The organism is Marinobacter sp. 3-2 (genome assembly GCF_003751355.1).
In the GTDB taxonomy this organism is placed as follows: Bacteria; Pseudomonadota; Gammaproteobacteria; order Pseudomonadales; family Oleiphilaceae; genus Marinobacter; species Marinobacter adhaerens.
This window is the reverse complement of sequence record NZ_RJUQ01000013.1, coordinates 163,809-179,501: the sequence shown is the minus strand read 5'-3', so window position 1 is coordinate 179,501 and position 15,693 is coordinate 163,809. Positions and strand designations below refer to the sequence as shown.

Sequence of the window (15,693 nt, the reverse complement as noted above, 5' to 3'; positions counted from 1 at the left end):
ATGAACGAACAGCCGGCACATCGTGGCGTGAAATCCAAAACACAGATCCGAATTCAACAGGAGTCCGACAGTGATTAAATCCCGTGCAGCGGTGGCTTTTGAGGCCAACAAGCCGCTAGAAATTGTCGAAGTCGATGTGGCGCCGCCCCAGGAGGGCGAGGTTCTGGTGCGCATCGTTGCCACCGGTGTTTGTCATACCGACGCCTACACCCTGTCTGGTGCTGACCCTGAAGGCCTGTTCCCGACCATTCTGGGCCACGAAGGTGGCGGTATTGTCGAGGCGGTCGGACCCGGCGTCAAAAACCTGGAAGTGGGTGACCACGTGATTCCGCTTTACACGGCCGAATGCGGCGAGTGCAAGTTCTGCACCTCTGGCAAGACCAATCTGTGTGGTGCCGTGCGTGCGACCCAGGGCAAGGGCGTGATGCCCGACGGTACCTCCCGTTTCTCCTATAACGGTCAGCCACTCTATCATTACATGGGCTGCTCCACGTTTTCCGAATACACGGTACTGCCGGAAATCTCCCTGGCCAAGATTCCCAAGGAAGCGCCCCTGGACAAGGTGTGCCTGCTTGGCTGCGGCGTCACCACTGGCATCGGCGCGGTACTGAACACTGCCAAGGTTGAGGAAGGCGCTACCGTGGCCATCTTCGGTCTGGGTGGCATCGGCCTGGCGGCGATCATCGGAGCCAAGATGGCCAAGGCGGGCCGGATTATCGGCGTCGACATCAATCCGGGCAAATTCGACATCGCCAAACAGCTGGGTGCCACCGATGTGGTTAATCCCAACGACTACGACAAGCCGATTCAGGAAGTGATTGTCGACATGACCGACGGCGGCGCCGACTACACCTTCGAATGCGTAGGCAACGTGAAACTGATGCGCGCAGCGCTTGAGGCCTGCCACAAAGGCTGGGGTGAATCCACTATCATCGGTGTTGCCGGTGCCGGCGAGGAAATCAGCACCCGTCCGTTCCAGCTGGTGACCGGTCGGGTCTGGCGTGGTTCAGCCTTTGGCGGTGTGAAAGGTCGTACCGAGCTGCCGGGCTATGTGGAAAAAGCCGAAAAGGGTGAGATCCCGCTGGATGTGTTCATTACCCATGAAATGCCGTTGGAAGACATCAACAAGGCGTTTGACCTGATGCATGAGGGTAAGAGTATCCGGACGGTTATTCATTTCTAACCTGATGCAGTCGTGAGCAGGCCAGGCCTGTTTGGCCTGCTCCATGCCCATTGCTGGCCGATGTGGTTCAAGAGGTCGTTTGCTCATCGGGATGAGTCGCCTTTCTTGGGAAACAACCAGAATGCGAACCAGCGAGTCATCCTCGGCATGAGCACATAACTCATCATCAGCATCACCACCGCGGTGACCAGCAGTGTTCGTACAAAAAGCGGTATCTGTGCCAACCAGTCTCCGAACATTACGAAGACGAGCGTGACAGCCGGATAGAGTGCCAGCCAACTGACAAGGGTCATCTTCCATTTGGGTGGTGGCGTCACCGGATTTTGACCCGGCAAAGTGAACCAGGTAACGATTCCCGAAGTCACTTCCCGTTCACTGGGTTGAACCAGCAAACTTTCTATCTGCTCCAGCAGCTCCGCTCTCTCATTGGAAGCTTCCCATGCAGCAAGGGATTCCCGGTCTCGGAACTTGAACACGATGCGGTATTCGGGATCGTCGGGTGACGCCGGCCGGAACATGGCAGTACCGAGATATCCCGGAAAACGGGATGCTCGTTCGGTCATTTTGCTGCTCAGAGCCTCGAACTCTTCCTGATTGCCTTTTTTGACCCGCCGAGAGACGACAACTGTCAGGGGATCTGTTGAACCTTGTTCGCTGGCAGTTGATTGGCTATCCATCATGTTCAATATCCTCAATGATCCAAAAAAGGGGCCCGCAGAAGCGGGCCCAATGGAGAAGCAACAAAGATCCGTGGATCAGCTTCCGGTTGCCCGGAGGTGTTGAACGTTGAACATCTGGGGCGGCGACAGTTCCGGATCAACCTGTCCCTTGAACTGGCCGGTGGTGCAGTGGCTGGCCTGGACATCAATCATGCTGAAGCTGTCGTCAATGGACACACCGCTGCCCTTGTTTTTCGGCAGGTGGTGATCGGGGTGTGCCTGGCCAATGGTAAAGGTCTTCCAGAGGCTACCCTTGCGGTCGTAGGAAACGGTTCGGGGAATGGTGAAGGTTTGTGCGTCCATGAAATGAACACGCTTTGAGAGCGGGTGGCTCTCGTCCACAGGAACGGATTCAACTTCGTAGACCTTGCGCAGCTGCCAGGTGATATCCGGGAAACAGCCACCCTGGCCACTGAAGGACACAACCTGATAACCATCACTGTCGCTGTGGGTTTCGGCATCCAGCGTCAGATCATTGTGGTTGTAGAAGGGCATCAGCATGTAGCGAGTGCCTTTGTAGGTCCAGTTCATGTCTGAAATCCGGCCGTTATAGCCCTCAAAGTCCTCGATCATCAGATCAGAGCCGAGGAACGCGTCGGTGACCTGGCCAGTTGCCAGACGACGGACCCGACGCTGGAAGCCCAGGTACAACCAGGAGTTGTCCCGCTTCAGATCGTCCGCTGCACGATGGATCAGGAGCTGGGTGTTGCGGACATCAGCCGGGTCCAGTACCTGCACATAAATCGCCCGGAACAGGTCAGACGGGTTCGGCGTGATTTCCGGCGTCGGTTCCTGGATGACCCGGCCTTTATAGTTCAGGAAGTGGAAGTTGAACTTGATAGTGCGTTCCACCTTGCCAGAGTCCATGTCCCGGTATTTCCAGTAGAACGGGTAGATAGCCGCGCTGTCGCCCCAGTTGTAGCCATACTTGTAGTTCCAGGCCAGCTTCTCGCCGGCTCGTGGATCGTTGGCGTCAGGTTCTTCGGGGAAGGGGCGGCCCGCACTCCAGCCACTGATCTCGCCCACCTCGTTTCCAAGAGACACCTGTCCCAGCGAAACCCGTGTAGCTTCGACATAGTTCGGGTGCAGATCAAAGGAGGTGGTCTCGCCTACGGTGATGGTGGTCATGCCCTGCTCGATAAAACCGTAGAATGCGGGATCGATGGCGTCCTTGAACTGGGCAACGTTGCTCTGGTCAATGACCATTCCGGCTTTTAGTCCATCAAAGCTCGGTGTCTCTGTGTTGTAGGGATAGAAGGAGTTGGTAATAACTGCTTCATCGGCCATTAGCGCTGTCGACATCAGGCCTGCCGTGCAGCCAGCCATCAGCCATCTAAAAACGGATTTGTTCTTTGTCGTAGTCATTTTGGTTCCTCGTTATCAGAAGCTGTAACGTGCGGTCAGCTGGATTTCGTCTTCTTTCTGGGCCATGCCGATCGGTCCTGACTGGAAGCGGCCAAGGGGTTCGTATCCGGAAAGACCGGCAGATTCACCCGCAGGCTGGCCAGGATAGGCGGCGGTGAACGGATCCCAGGGGTTACAGGTGCGGCAGTCATCGAACTTGCGGGCACCATCGCCGACCTTGAAGTTGGCGCCGGCTGTGAGCCTGAAGTTGTCGTTAACCAGCCACTCCACTGACGGTGCAACTGCAGTTGCCTGGGCACGGACGTCGTGGGCGGTAATGATTTGTGGGCTAAGACGGCCATTCATGTAGAAACCCTTGATCAACAGGGTCGCAATCCAGTTCTGTTCCCAGTCTGGAATGCCGGCTTCGCCCAGCAGACGCTGCTCGCGTTCGTGGTCAAGAATGTGCTGGCCAAAGATCTGACCGGAAAACAGGAACGCCTGGGACTCGTTCAGGGCAGGGATGAAGATGTTCTTGTCGGCCCCCACGACGTAGCGAACGACATCAGACTCGGAATACAGCTTCTCGCGCAGGGTGTTGGCAAACTCTTCACCAGAGGTGTAGGCAGTCTCAACCCGGAACACGGTGTCGATGCCCTGGGAGTAGTAGTCCAGTGAGCCGCCGACCAGGTTTACTCTCGGGAAGTGGATATCGAACGCGATCAGGCTTGGCCAAACGGCGGTATCGCCGGTGAATGCGTTCTCAGCCGGAATGCCACCGCGGAGGGAAGGGAGCTGGGAACGGTAGGTCAGAGCGTTCAGAGAGAAGCCGAGATCGCCGTATACACCTTCCAGTTTCAAACCCAGCTGGGTGTTGGAAAGGCTCCAGCTCGGCAGATGCGCCTCACGGATACCGATCTGCCCGGGGCCAAAGTCTGTTGCGATGCTGCCGTTGGCAAAGTTGGCAACGGTGCCGCCGTTTTCCCATAGATTATTCATACCACGGAAGAAGCAGCCTGCATCCAGGATGACGTTCGGCTGCCCACACTGGCCGATATCGTGGGGACGGAACTGATCGAAGTTCCAGACCACCTGGAAGTTCAGGTCGTCGAAGGCCAGGCCATCGAATACCTCGGTGGGGCCCATGCGATAGTCTGACTTCAGTATCCACATGGGGATTCGGATGTCTTCCAGCTCGTCGTAGATGTTGTTGCGGGAGAAATCCACCGGGTTGATAACATCCAGCACCCGGAACAGGTCCGTGCGGCCCCAGATGACCTGCTGTTTACCCAGGCGGGTGCTAAGCACGTTGCCGCTGTCGAAGTTCAGGTCAAAATCGACATAAAGTTCACGGATGAAATCCGCCCGGTCGTTGAACTCCTGGAAACGAAGCTCGTTCAGATCCTTGTCCAGGTAGTCATCAATACAGCCCCGGCTGTCGACATCGCAGGGGCGCACCGGAACACCAAATCCGACACCACCATCCTGAGGGTGCAGGTTTTCACCAAGGACGATCATGCCGTCGTTGGGGTTCTGGTTGATGTCGAAACCGAAGTTGGGTGTCGGAGCGATACCGCCACCATGGGGTACGAATGGGTCAGGATTGGGCGCCAGTGCGGTGTCTTCGAGAAGAATGGCACCACCAGCGGTACGTCCATATTCATCCTTGTTCAGGTCGTACACCCCGTCATAGGTGCCGCGCAATGTGCCGTTGATGGAAACGTTGCTGAAAATGCCCACGTCGCCAATTCGTTTCTCGCCTTCCAGTTGCAGCGTATTCCGGAACTTGGATAGACCGACGCCCTCTCGCCCGTAGGTTGCGTTTTCGTAGAAACCGTTGACGCGGGCATCTTCCGCAGCAACGGCTGTAGTCATTGGAACCAGCGCCAGGGTGGCACTACCCGCAAGGGTGCAGCACCAGAACCTCAGGCCTTTTATTGTTGTTTGCATGGCATGTCCTCGTTACAGGTTTTAGTGGGGCTTGGTACCGGGTTCAGGCCCGGTACGGCGCTCCCGTCACAAACCCATCGTCCTGTCTTGAATCCAACACAGGGGATGGAGCTGATTTCGTTTCCTTGTGGTCCGAATGCAGGATTCCGTCTTCATCGGCATAGACGTCGGTGATGAATCGCGGTTTGAAGGCCAGTACCCAGGAAGGCACCAGCAGCATGGCGGCCATGCCGTTGATGACGATCATCACGCACAGCAGCAGCGCAGCGTCGGACTGGAATCGAAGATTGGAGAAGATGACCCACATGATGATCCCGGCCATCAGGGTCAGTGCGGTAAAACTGATGGCCATACCTGTGGTTGAAATGGCACGTCTTACGGATTCGCGCAGGTCCCCGCACTTGGCCATTTCCTCGCGAATGCGGTCCATCATGTAGATTGAATAATCGATGCCTACGCCGATTCCCACAGCGATGACCGGAACGGTATTGATGTCGATGCTCAGGCCATTCAGGCCCATGTAGGCGTAGGTCAGGGTGGTGGCGAACAGCATTGCCAGGAGCATCATCAGACCGGCGTGCCAGGAGGTGTAGAACAGCATCACGAAGGCAAAGATGAGCAGAAAGACCAGAGGCAGAACGATTACATTGGTTTCAAAGGCTGATTCGTTCATGGCAGCTGCCACACCAAGCGTGCCGCCCGCCAGTCGAATGGTCAGGCCTTGAACGCTGTCTCCGTTTTCAGCGATCCATTCCTTGGCCATATGAATCGCCCGGCGGATGGTTTCGCCCTGACGGTCCTTGTAATAGAACACCAGGTTGGCGACACGATCGTCGGTGTCGTTGAACTCATCCAGAGCGCCAGGCACCGGGCTCGATGCCATGTACGTGAACATCAACCCACCCACGTAGCCGGCATCGTGGGGAATCTGGTACCAGCGCGGGTCATCGTTGTGCATCAAACGATTCACCTGCTTGACCAGGTCGGGTAATCCCTTGCTGCCGCCCACTTCCGGATCCAGCAGCATATGAGCCTGAAGATCAGACAGGGCCTCAAGCACCTCGGGACGCTTCAGTCCGCCTTTTTCACTGGTTTCGGCAACAATGTAGAGCTCCTCGGAACCCGGGAAACGGTCATTAACCACGCGGGAAGAGATGTTGTAATCGTGGTCGGGGTAAAGGATCGGCGAGCCGGGCTCGGAATCACCAATCTGTACATTGGATGCGGCCAGCAAACCACCCAGCATGGATATAGCTGCCACGGCGAGAATGACTCGGGCCGCTCCGGGCCGAGTAACCGTTCGTGAGCAGCTGGCGCCAATGTGGCGCAAGGCAGTTTCGCGAATTTCCGGATTCTTGGGCGTAGGCAGAATGGAGAGCAGTAGCGGAACACCGATCAGGACGGTAAAAACAACGGTGATCGCCCAGAGTGACGCGTAGATGCCAAGATGGGTGTTCAGGGGGATCGAGCCAATGGCGATCAACGAAAGACCAATGGCGTCGGAGACCACCCCCAGAGAGCCTGGCCGGAAAAGGCTGTCGAAGGTTGCTTTCGCCGCCTTTGGGCCGCTACCCAGTACCAGGGTCTCTGCATAGTAGCGCTCGACCAGTTGCACACCGTGGCTCATGGCTCGCGCTGCAATCAAAAAGGGGATTACCAGACCTAAGGGGTCCAGGTTGTAGCCGAGTACACTGATAATCCCAAGTCCCCACACGGTGGAGATTAGAACGCCTCCAAGGGGGATTAGCACACCGTACGCTTTACGGAAGTGGAAGATGAGCAGTGCCAGCATGGTCAGCACTGTGAAAATGAAGATCTGAAGGATCTGGTCCATGTAGGTGTAGGCCCAGCCCACCAGCACCGGCTGACCGGTGGCGTAGATGGTGACACCCTCGCCAGCCTCATTGGCGCGCAGTTCCTGAAGTTGGGCAAAGGTTGCTTCGTAATCCAGTTTGCCTTCAATGAGCTGCGCCTTGACCAGCGCCATCTTCAGATCGGGGGAAACCAGCGGCCCGTAAACCCGCGGATTGGCGGCTACATCGGCGCGCATGGCATCCAGTGCCTGCTGGGAATATTCGCCGCTGGTAGAGTCGTAATAGGGCTCGGAGTTGATGCTGCCGACTTCCGTCAGCCAGATTTTCCGGGAATTGCGGTGGGTGACGCTGGAAACCAGGTTGTGGTTGACGCCCGGCAGGCTGTCGACCGCCTGGGTGATTCGATCGATTCTGGCCAGGTTGTCGTTAGTGAAGATATCACCGTCGGAAAACTCGATCCCGACCACAAGAACATTGGCACCACCGAAACTGTCCTTGATGCTGTTATGCAGCTGGATGTAAGGGTGTTGCTGAGGCAAAAGATCCGCGAAATCCGTGTAGATTTTCAGACCTGGGATACGCAGGGCGAAGATCAGCGTCAGTATCGCGATCACTGAAAGCACCTTGCGAGGGTTGTTGAATATCCACACTTCCAGCAGATGCAGCAGATGTGTGAAACGATGCAATCCGGGCATGGTTGATATCCTCAGTCTTTGCTGGCGGCGTTCGCCGCAGGAAGTTCAAGGTCGAAAAGCAGGCCACGACCTCCGGCAACAAGCAGTCTTTGCTCGGGCATGAGCAGGCCGGTTCGCAGATACAGCGGCTGGTCAGATTCCGAGATTTTTTTCCAGGCGGGCCCCTGCAACTGAAGAACGGTGGCATTGTCGGCAACCGCATAGAGTTCGGAGCTGCCGGGGATGAAACCGAATACCGGAGCATTGGTCTCAGTAGGCATCTGCTCCCAGCTCTCACCACCGTCTGTGGTGTGGTAGATGAACCCGTTCAGGCCGCCAACCCAGCCCTCCTCCATGGAGCGGAAGTAGCTGGTATGGGCGTAGAACTCATCCGGCAGATAACCGGCGTAATCCCAGTTAAAGCCACCATCATCGCTGCGAAGCACCATGCCGTACTCGCCGGTGGCGATGGCCTGATCCTCGTTAATGAACTGCAGGTTGTTGATGATGGCGTCTTCGTAAAGAGAGGTTTCATCCCAGTTCTGGCCCAGATCAGAGCTGTACTGGATGGTGGTAAAGCTGCCTGCTGCCCACCAACTTCCGTCAGGGGCACAAGCCACGGTCAACATTTGTTCCTGGCTTGGCAACGGGTGCGGGGTCCAGAGGCTTCCCTGGACATTGCCTTGCCATACCTGGTTGTCGAAGGTCAGTCCGATAAATGAGTTGTCCGGGCAGACATCCAGAGCCAAAAAGCTTGCTGTGGAATTCAGTGCCTGTCTCTTCCAGGTTTCGCCGTTATCCCGGCTGGTAAGCAGTACACCGTCGTTGCCAGTAACGACAATGACCTGATCGTTCCGGACCATGGACTGGTAGAAGTCTGTGCGCTTGGAGGATTGTTCGGAAACCTGGCGTACCGCCTCGAGATTGAGGGGCGCTTCGCAACCCGTCAGCAGCAGCGATGAACTACTGGCTATTGCGATCGCTGTACCGACAGTGCGCCATGAGCGCAGAGGGGTATTTTGCATTTTCTGTCACCGTCTTTGTTTTTGTGAAAAAGCGACTGACGGTGAGAGAGCAACCGGTATGCCATGTCCTTTAAGGCTTTTTTAACTAGCTGAAAATAAATAATTAATTCAGAATTTAACTGGTCGTTTGGACTCGCTATCAGGCCGATAGAAAAGTTTGATTTTAATCAAATGATCAAACCAAGAGGCGGATTGCTTATTTCATAAGGTGGGATTCGGTCGTCGCAACATCCCTGTTGCCCGATGGGGTTTGCTTTCAGTTTTCGGCGAGGATGCCGGATTTTTTAAGCCGGTAGGCCAGGGCCGGGCGGGTAAGCCCGAGTATGCGTGCAGCACCAGAGACATTTTGGTTGGCCTGCTCCATGGCGCGGCGCATGAGTGTCTCTTCAACTTCATCCAGACTGATGGAGTCGCCCAGAATCTGATCCGCCCAGCCCCCGGAATTTCCTGGCGAACCTTCGTGTACCACATGACCCTCGCCATCCACGACTTCATGGGGTTTTTCCGAATGATTGTCCGGGAAGACGGCGAACAAGGATTCCTGACTGATAGATTCGTTGTTATCAGTAAGAATCACGCCCCGCTCGATCACATTTTCAAGCTCTCGAATATTTCCGGGCCAACGATAATTCATACACAGAGCCAGTGCCTTGTCCGAAAGACCCAGGGTTCTTTTGTTGTATTCCGAATGGAACTTCTTTAGAAAATGCTCCACCAGTAGAGGCAGATCTTCCAGCCGGTCCCGAAGGGGTGGGATTTTTACCGGGAACACATTCAGTCGGTAGTACAGATCCGCGCGGAACTTACCGGATTCAACGGCTTCGGCGAGGCTTTCGTTCGTGGCAGCAATCACTCGAACATTGACCGAGCGGGTGCGATTGTCACCCACGCGTTCGAGTTCACCTTCCTGCAGTACCCTTAACAGCGTGGCCTGCGCTCGAGCCGTAAGTTCGACCACTTCATCCAGAAAAATGGTGCCACCGTTAGCCCGCTCAAAGCGGCCCGGACGTGACTGATTCGCGCCGGTGTAGGCCCCCTTTTCGACACCAAAGAGTTCGGCTTCAATCAGGTCGGGAGGTATGGCTGCGCAGTTCACGGCGACAAACGGCTGCTCCGCCCGCTCGCTGCGGAGGTGGACGCTTCTGGCGATGACCTCTTTGCCGACGCCGGTTTCACCCAGAAGGAGGACCGAGACCTTGCCCATGGCGGCCTTGTCGATCATCTTGCAGACCTTGTTATAAGACGCGGACTGGCCAATGCCGTAATACTGCCCCTGTTGATTCTCAAGGCTGCTGCGAAGTGAGCTCACCTGAGACTGCAAGTCGTAGAGCTCTTCGATCATGGGGTCTGCTTTGAAGTATTTGATGAACTCCTCTGAGTCTTCCCACTCTTCGGCCGGTTTCCCGACAATGTGGCATTTCTCGTCGCCGCAGCCCCGGCAGGTGACCTCCTTGAAAATGATCTGGCGTCCCATAAACGAGGAGGTATATGCGCAGGCATAGCCGAGCAGCGACCAGCAGGCAGGCTCGTCCATCTGGCCGAGTTCGGTCTGACAGATCTCCACCTCGAAAGAGTCAAACCAGTCAAGTTCCCCGTAAAAGCCCCCAGTGTCCTGATCGATATCAATCTCAATCGGGATGACTTTCACCATGCCCTTCAGAGAATGGAGCTGGGGCCCGGCCAGGAATATGTCCAGTTCGCTGCAGTGCGGGCGAAGCTTGCGGGCAAGTTCTGCATCCCGAAGTCCGGACTGATAGCCAAGGCGCAGGAAAAACCCTTTTGCCCGTTCAATGCCGATGGTATTGACCATCTCACGGCGGAATGCAGCCATGGCGGAGACCTGCATGAGGAGCATCCGCTGTTCGCCAAACCAGATTTTGCCTTCCGTGCTTTGAAACCGGATCTGTTCCGTAAGATCCTGAAAGTCCACGTATTGCAGCTGTGGCTTGTAGCTGATTGCCATGTCAGGAGCCCCGTTTGTTGTTGTGTGGGGTTGGGGTTGTGCCCTGGTTGAGAGTCCGAGTGCGGGCACGAAATTGCTGCTCTATATAACACCTGATGAAAGTCAAAAATCAATCAAATGATAAAAATCTGGCCATTGGTCTGATGATTTTCTGTGCATCTGAGCATTTGCTGAGATAGCTTTCCCGAGTTGATCAAATAGTGAAAATCCGCCCGTTCCAACCCTCGTTGTGTTCCCTGAAACATCCTTGCCTGCGACTCCGAATAACAAAATAAAGCTAATAAAAACAGTAGATTGAAAACTTTGATTGTCGCCCGCTCAGGGTTTGGCACACCCGTTGCTCCTCTCTCACCAGCCAACAACAAAGACAATGGGGCAAACAATGACGACCCAGAACGACATCAAATCCTTCGACGAGCTGACGCGATACATCCGGGTGCGGAGTGAGCCGGGCGACAAGTTCGTGGAATTCGACTTCGCCATTGGTTACCCGGAGCTGTTCGTTGAACTCGTTCTTCCCCGCGAGGCCTTCGAAATCTTCTGCAGGCACAACAAGGTGGTCCACATGGACTCCGAGATGATCCGCGAGATCGATGAAGACATGGTCAAGTGGCGCTTCGGGGAGCGTGGGCAGCGTTACTGAGCGAAGCGCATCAGCATCCATATTCACAACAACAAGACGGTAAGGTTGATATGAGTATCGAAATCAAGACCAACTCGGTGGAACCCATCCGCCACACCTATGGCCACATTGCCCGTCGCTTTGGCGACAAGCCGGCAACCCGCTATCAGGAAGCCAGTTACGACATTGAGGCCAAGACCAACTTCCACTATCGGCCGCAATGGGATTCCGAGCATACCCTGAACGATCCGACGCGCACCGCGATCCGCATGGAAGACTGGTATGCGGTTACCGATCCGCGCCAGTTCTATTACGGCGCCTATGTAGGCAATCGCGCCAAGATGCAGGAGGCGGCCGAGACCAGCTTTGGTTTCTGCGAGAAGCGTAATCTGCTGACCCGCCTTCCCCAGGAAACCCAGAAACAGCTACTACGCCTGCTGGTGCCCCTGCGTCATGTTGAGCTTGGTGCCAACATGAATAACAGCAAGATCGCCGGTGATGCGACCGCCACAACTGTCTCCCAGATGCATATCTACACCGGGATGGATCGACTGGGGATTGGCCAGTACCTCTCCCGGATTGCCCTGATGATTGACGGCAGCACCGGGGCCGGACTCGATGAATCCAAGGGCTACTGGATGGATGACGAGCTCTGGCAGCCCATGCGCAAACTGGTCGAAGACTCCCTGGTGATTGATGACTGGTTCGAGCTGACCCTGGTTCAGAACATCCTCATGGACGGCCTGATGTACCCCCTGGTCTACGACAAGATCGACACCTGGTTCGAGAGCCAGGGTGCGGAGGATGTCTCCATGCTCACCGAGTTCATGCGCGACTGGTACAAGGAGTCGCTTCGCTGGACCAACGCCATGCTGAAAGTTGTTGCGGGTGAAAGCGACGACAACCGTGAACTGCTTCAGAAGTGGATCGATCACTGGGAGCCCCAGGCCTACAACGCCCTGAAACCGTTGGCGCAAGCCTCAGCTGGCATCGACGCGCTAGACGAAGCCCGCGCCGAACTCGCCACCCGTCTCAAAAAATGTGGCTTGCAGAGCCAGGGAGTATCCGCATGAGCCAGCTCGTATTCATTGCCTTTCAGGACAACGACAACGCCCGGTATCTGGCGGAAGCCATTATGGAGGACAACCCGGAAGCGGAGCTCCAGCACCAGCCAGCAATGATCCGGATCCAGGCCGAGAAGCGCCTGGTCATCAACCGGGAAACAATGGAAGAAAAGCTGGGCCGGGACTGGGACGTTCAGGAAATGCTCATCGATGTAATCAGTATCGGCGGCAATGTCGATGAAGACGATGACCACTTCATTCTTCAGTGGAACTAATCGGGAGACCTATCATGGCTGTTAAAAACAAGAAATTGAACCTGAAAGACAAGTACCAGTACCTGACCCGGGATATGTCTTGGGAGCCGACCTACCAGAAGAAAGAAGACATCTACCCGGACGAGCGGTTCGAAGGCATCAAGATTACCGACTGGTCCCAGTGGGAGGATCCGTTCCGGCTGACCATGGATGCCTACTGGAAGTACCAGGCCGAGAAAGAGAAGAAGCTGTACGCGATTTTTGATGCGTTCGCCCAGAACAATGGTCACCAGAACATTTCAGATGCCCGTTACGTCAACGCGCTGAAGCTGTTTCTCAGTGGTGTGTCGCCGCTGGAGCATGCGGCGTACCAGGGTTATGCCAAGGTTGGCCGCCAGTTCAGCGGTGCCGGTGCGCGGGTCGCCTGTCAGATGCAGGCCATTGACGAGCTGCGTCATTCCCAGACCCAGCAGCACGCGATGAGCCACTACAACAAACACTTCAACGGGTTGCATGATGCGGCGCACATGCACGACCGGGTGTGGTTCCTCTCGGTGCCGAAGTCGTTCTTTGACGACGCTCGCTCTGCCGGCCCGTTCGAGTTCCTGACGGCGATTTCATTCTCGTTCGAGTATGTGCTGACGAACCTTTTGTTCGTGCCGTTCATGTCCGGTGCTGCCTACAACGGCGATATGGCAACCGTTACCTTCGGTTTCTCCGCCCAGTCAGACGAAGCCCGGCACATGACGCTTGGTCTTGAGGTGATCAAGTTCATTCTGGAGCAGCACGAAGACAACGTGCCCATCGTCCAGCAGTGGATCGACAAGTGGTTCTGGCGTGGTTTCCGCCTGCTGAGCCTGGTGGGGATGATGATGGACTACATGCTGCCGAACAAGGTCATGTCCTGGGCGGAAGCCTGGGAGGTGTACTACGAGCAGAACGGGGGCGCGCTGTTCAAGGACCTGGAGCGTTATGGCATTCGTCCGCCCAAGTACCAGGACATCGCCAATGACGCGAAGAACCATGTAAGCCATCAGGCGTGGGCCACCTTCTACCAGTACGGCCATGCCACCAACTTCCACACCTGGATGCCTGAAAAGGAAGAGCTGGACTGGCTGTCCGAGAAGTATCCGGACACCTTCGACAAGTACTACCGTCCACGCTTCGAGCATTGGGCGAAGGAGCACGCCGAAGGCCGTCGCTTCTACAACAACACGCTGCCCCAGCTGTGTCAGGTGTGCCAGATCCCGACCATTTTCACCGAGAAAGACGATCCGAGCATGCTCAGCCACCGCCAGATCGAGCATGAGGGCGAACGTTATCACTTCTGCTCGGACGGATGCTGCGACATCTTCAAGAACGAGCCCGAGAAATACGTCCAGGCATGGCTGCCGGTGCACCAGATCTACCAGGGCAACTGTGAAGGCGGCGACGTCGAGACGGTGGTTTCGAAGTACTACCACATCAACATCGGCGAAGACAATTTCGACTATGTGGGGTCCCCGGACCAGAAGCGCTGGCTCGCCATAAAGGGCAAGTCATCCGAGGAGAAGACCGAGAGCGCCAAGCAAGACGCAGCCTGATCCGGGATTCGCCCGATGTCATCGGCACCGGGCGTTTCACCCACAAAAACAACAAGGTGACCATCATGAGTGTGAACGCTTTATACGATTACAAGTTTGAACCCCGGGACAAGGTAGAGAACTTCCATGGCATGCAGTTGCTGTATCTCTACTGGCCCCATCATCTGATGTACTGCTCACCGTTTGCCTTCCTGGTGCAGCCAGACATGACCTTTGGAGCCTTCATCGAGGAGGTGCTGAAGCCGGCGGTCGAGGCTCACCCGGACTCGGCCAGAGCCAGATTCCTGGACGCCCAGTGGCAACTCAACGGCGAGCCTTTCACGCCGGACCCATCGGCCATCCTTAAGAGCAGTGGCATTGACCACAAGAGCATGCTGACTGTGATCACTCCAGAACTGAACGGCATTGCCGGCTCTGCATCCTGAGGTAAGCGCCATGAGTCACACCGTAACGATCGAGCCCATAGGCGAGCAGATTGAAGTGGAGGATGGGCAGACCATCCTTCAAGCCGCACTGCGCCAGGGTGTCTGGTTGCCATTTGCGTGCGGGCATGGCACCTGCGCCACCTGCAAGGTCCAGGTACTGGAAGGTGATGTCGAAATTGGTGACGCCTCGCCCTTCGCCCTGATGGATATCGAACGTGACGAGGGCAAGGTATTAGCCTGCTGCGCCACTGTTGAAAGCGATGTCACCATCGAAGCGGATATCGATGTGGATCCGGATTTCGAGGGCTACCCGGTTGAGGACTATACCGCCACTGTGACGGACATCGTGGAGCTTTCTCCAACCATCAGAGGTGTGCATTTGAAGCTGGACCGCCCCATGACGTTCCAGGCGGGCCAGTACATCAATATCGAGTTGCCTGGTGTCGATGGCGCCCGGGCATTCTCTCTGGCTAATCCACCCGGCAAAGCCGATGAAGTGGAGCTGCATGTTCGTCTCGTTGAGGGCGGTGCTGCCACTACTTACATCCACGAACAACTGAAAACCGGTGATGCGCTGAATCTTTCAGGCCCCTACGGCCAGTTCTTCGTGCGCAGTTCCCAGCCTGGCGACCTGATCTTCATCGCTGGCGGTTCAGGGCTGTCCAGCCCCCAATCGATGATCCTGGATCTTCTGGAACAGAACGACGAACGCAAGATTGTCCTGTTCCAGGGCGCCAGAAACCTTGCCGAGCTCTACAACCGGGAGTTATTCGAGGCTCTGGATCGCGATCACGACAACTTCACCTATGTACCGGCTCTCAGTCAGGCGGAAGAAGATTCTGAATGGCAGGGTTTCCGTGGCTATGTCCATGACGCCGCCAAAGCCCATTTCGATGGCCGTTTTGCTGGCAACAAGGCCTACCTGTGTGGCCCCCCTCCGATGATTGATGCGGCTATCACGGCACTGATGCAGGGGCGGCTGTTCGAGCGTGACATCTTTATGGAGAAGTTCCTGACAGCGGCGGACGGGGCGGAAGACACCCAGCGTTCGGCCCTGTTCAAGAAGATATAAC

The 15,693-nt window shown here is 56.0% G+C and carries 13 protein-coding genes; 7 read left to right on the top strand and 6 right to left on the bottom strand.

What is annotated here, in order from left to right; genetic code table 11:
* Nucleotides 1–70: 70 nt before the first annotated feature.
* Entirely contained in the window at nucleotides 71–1,183 is a 1,113-nt protein-coding gene (locus tag EDB94_RS08270; protein ID WP_053113753.1) for an S-(hydroxymethyl)glutathione dehydrogenase/class III alcohol dehydrogenase, read from the top strand.
* An 83-nt stretch (nucleotides 1,184–1,266) separates the two neighbouring features.
* Here the strand turns inward: EDB94_RS08270 and EDB94_RS08265 are convergent, their stop codons facing one another.
* The 6 genes from EDB94_RS08265 to EDB94_RS08240 form a co-directional block, all read right to left on the bottom strand.
* A complete protein-coding gene (locus tag EDB94_RS08265) occupies nucleotides 1,267–1,863 on the bottom strand; it encodes an antibiotic biosynthesis monooxygenase (protein WP_108018062.1) in 597 nt (198 codons plus the stop codon).
* A 75-nt stretch (nucleotides 1,864–1,938) separates the two neighbouring features.
* Nucleotides 1,939–3,267 (bottom strand): DUF1329 domain-containing protein, encoded by a 1,329-nt coding sequence (locus EDB94_RS08260; RefSeq protein ID WP_049784508.1) that lies wholly within the window; start codon nucleotides 3,265–3,267, stop codon nucleotides 1,939–1,941.
* A 15-nt stretch (nucleotides 3,268–3,282) separates the two neighbouring features.
* The gene (locus EDB94_RS08255) at nucleotides 3,283–5,196 is read right to left on the bottom strand and encodes a DUF1302 family protein (RefSeq protein ID WP_014579135.1); all 1,914 of its coding nucleotides are present in this window, start codon (nucleotides 5,194–5,196) and stop codon (nucleotides 3,283–3,285) included.
* A 43-nt stretch (nucleotides 5,197–5,239) separates the two neighbouring features.
* On the bottom strand, nucleotides 5,240–7,705 hold the full coding sequence (locus tag EDB94_RS08250; RefSeq protein ID WP_108018061.1) for an RND family transporter: 2,466 nt from the start codon (nucleotides 7,703–7,705) through the stop codon (nucleotides 5,240–5,242).
* 11 nt (nucleotides 7,706–7,716) lie between these two features.
* On the bottom strand, nucleotides 7,717–8,709 hold the full coding sequence (locus EDB94_RS08245; protein ID WP_064229182.1) for a YCF48-related protein: 993 nt from the start codon (nucleotides 8,707–8,709) through the stop codon (nucleotides 7,717–7,719).
* Between the two features lie 256 nt (nucleotides 8,710–8,965).
* The gene (locus EDB94_RS08240) at nucleotides 8,966–10,672 is read right to left on the bottom strand and encodes a sigma-54-dependent Fis family transcriptional regulator (RefSeq protein ID WP_064229181.1); all 1,707 of its coding nucleotides are present in this window, start codon (nucleotides 10,670–10,672) and stop codon (nucleotides 8,966–8,968) included.
* Nucleotides 10,673–11,054: 382 nt separating this feature from the next.
* Between EDB94_RS08240 and EDB94_RS08235 the strand changes: the two genes are divergently transcribed.
* The 6 genes from EDB94_RS08235 to EDB94_RS08210 all read left to right on the top strand — a co-directional run bounded on the left by EDB94_RS08235 (nucleotide 11,055) and on the right by EDB94_RS08210 (nucleotide 15,692).
* Entirely contained in the window at nucleotides 11,055–11,315 is a 261-nt protein-coding gene (locus EDB94_RS08235; protein WP_014579139.1) for a phenol hydroxylase subunit, read from the top strand.
* 50 nt (nucleotides 11,316–11,365) lie between these two features.
* Nucleotides 11,366–12,367: an aromatic/alkene monooxygenase hydroxylase subunit beta gene (locus EDB94_RS08230; RefSeq protein WP_014579140.1), complete on the top strand. Its 1,002-nt coding sequence runs from the start codon at nucleotides 11,366–11,368 to the stop codon at nucleotides 12,365–12,367.
* On the top strand, nucleotides 12,364–12,633 hold the full coding sequence (locus EDB94_RS08225) for an MmoB/DmpM family protein (protein WP_014579141.1): 270 nt from the start codon (nucleotides 12,364–12,366) through the stop codon (nucleotides 12,631–12,633). Before EDB94_RS08230 ends, EDB94_RS08225 begins: the two co-directional genes overlap by 4 nt.
* Nucleotides 12,634–12,647: 14 nt before the next feature.
* Nucleotides 12,648–14,195: an aromatic/alkene/methane monooxygenase hydroxylase/oxygenase subunit alpha gene (locus EDB94_RS08220; protein WP_014579142.1), complete on the top strand. Its 1,548-nt coding sequence runs from the start codon at nucleotides 12,648–12,650 to the stop codon at nucleotides 14,193–14,195.
* A 65-nt stretch (nucleotides 14,196–14,260) separates the two neighbouring features.
* On the top strand, nucleotides 14,261–14,620 hold the full coding sequence (locus EDB94_RS08215; protein ID WP_108018060.1) for a phenol hydroxylase subunit P4: 360 nt from the start codon (nucleotides 14,261–14,263) through the stop codon (nucleotides 14,618–14,620).
* A 10-nt stretch (nucleotides 14,621–14,630) separates the two neighbouring features.
* Nucleotides 14,631–15,692, top strand: coding sequence for an NADH:ubiquinone reductase (Na(+)-transporting) subunit F (locus EDB94_RS08210; RefSeq protein ID WP_108018059.1), 1,062 nt, complete (start codon nucleotides 14,631–14,633; stop codon nucleotides 15,690–15,692).
* Nucleotide 15,693: the final 1 nt, after the last annotated feature.

Bases quoted from the DNA above. Each gene is read 5' to 3' on its own strand.
- EDB94_RS08250 (WP_108018061.1), bottom strand. From the start codon at position 7,705: ATGCCCGGATTGCATCGTTTCACACATCTGCTGCATCTGCTGGAAGTG.
- EDB94_RS08260 (WP_049784508.1), bottom strand. From the start codon at position 3,267: ATGACTACGACAAAGAACAAATCCGTTTTTAGATGGCTGATGGCTGGC.
- EDB94_RS08235 (WP_014579139.1), top strand. From the start codon at position 11,055: ATGACGACCCAGAACGACATCAAATCCTTCGACGAGCTGACGCGATAC.
- EDB94_RS08265 (WP_108018062.1), bottom strand. From the start codon at position 1,863: ATGATGGATAGCCAATCAACTGCCAGCGAACAAGGTTCAACAGATCCC.
- EDB94_RS08220 (WP_014579142.1), top strand. From the start codon at position 12,648: ATGGCTGTTAAAAACAAGAAATTGAACCTGAAAGACAAGTACCAGTAC.
- EDB94_RS08225 (WP_014579141.1), top strand. From the start codon at position 12,364: ATGAGCCAGCTCGTATTCATTGCCTTTCAGGACAACGACAACGCCCGG.
- EDB94_RS08245 (WP_064229182.1), bottom strand. From the start codon at position 8,709: ATGCAAAATACCCCTCTGCGCTCATGGCGCACTGTCGGTACAGCGATC.
- EDB94_RS08230 (WP_014579140.1), top strand. From the start codon at position 11,366: ATGAGTATCGAAATCAAGACCAACTCGGTGGAACCCATCCGCCACACC.
- EDB94_RS08210 (WP_108018059.1), top strand. From the start codon at position 14,631: ATGAGTCACACCGTAACGATCGAGCCCATAGGCGAGCAGATTGAAGTG.
- EDB94_RS08240 (WP_064229181.1), bottom strand. From the start codon at position 10,672: ATGGCAATCAGCTACAAGCCACAGCTGCAATACGTGGACTTTCAGGAT.
- EDB94_RS08215 (WP_108018060.1), top strand. From the start codon at position 14,261: ATGAGTGTGAACGCTTTATACGATTACAAGTTTGAACCCCGGGACAAG.
- EDB94_RS08255 (WP_014579135.1), bottom strand. From the start codon at position 5,196: ATGCAAACAACAATAAAAGGCCTGAGGTTCTGGTGCTGCACCCTTGCG.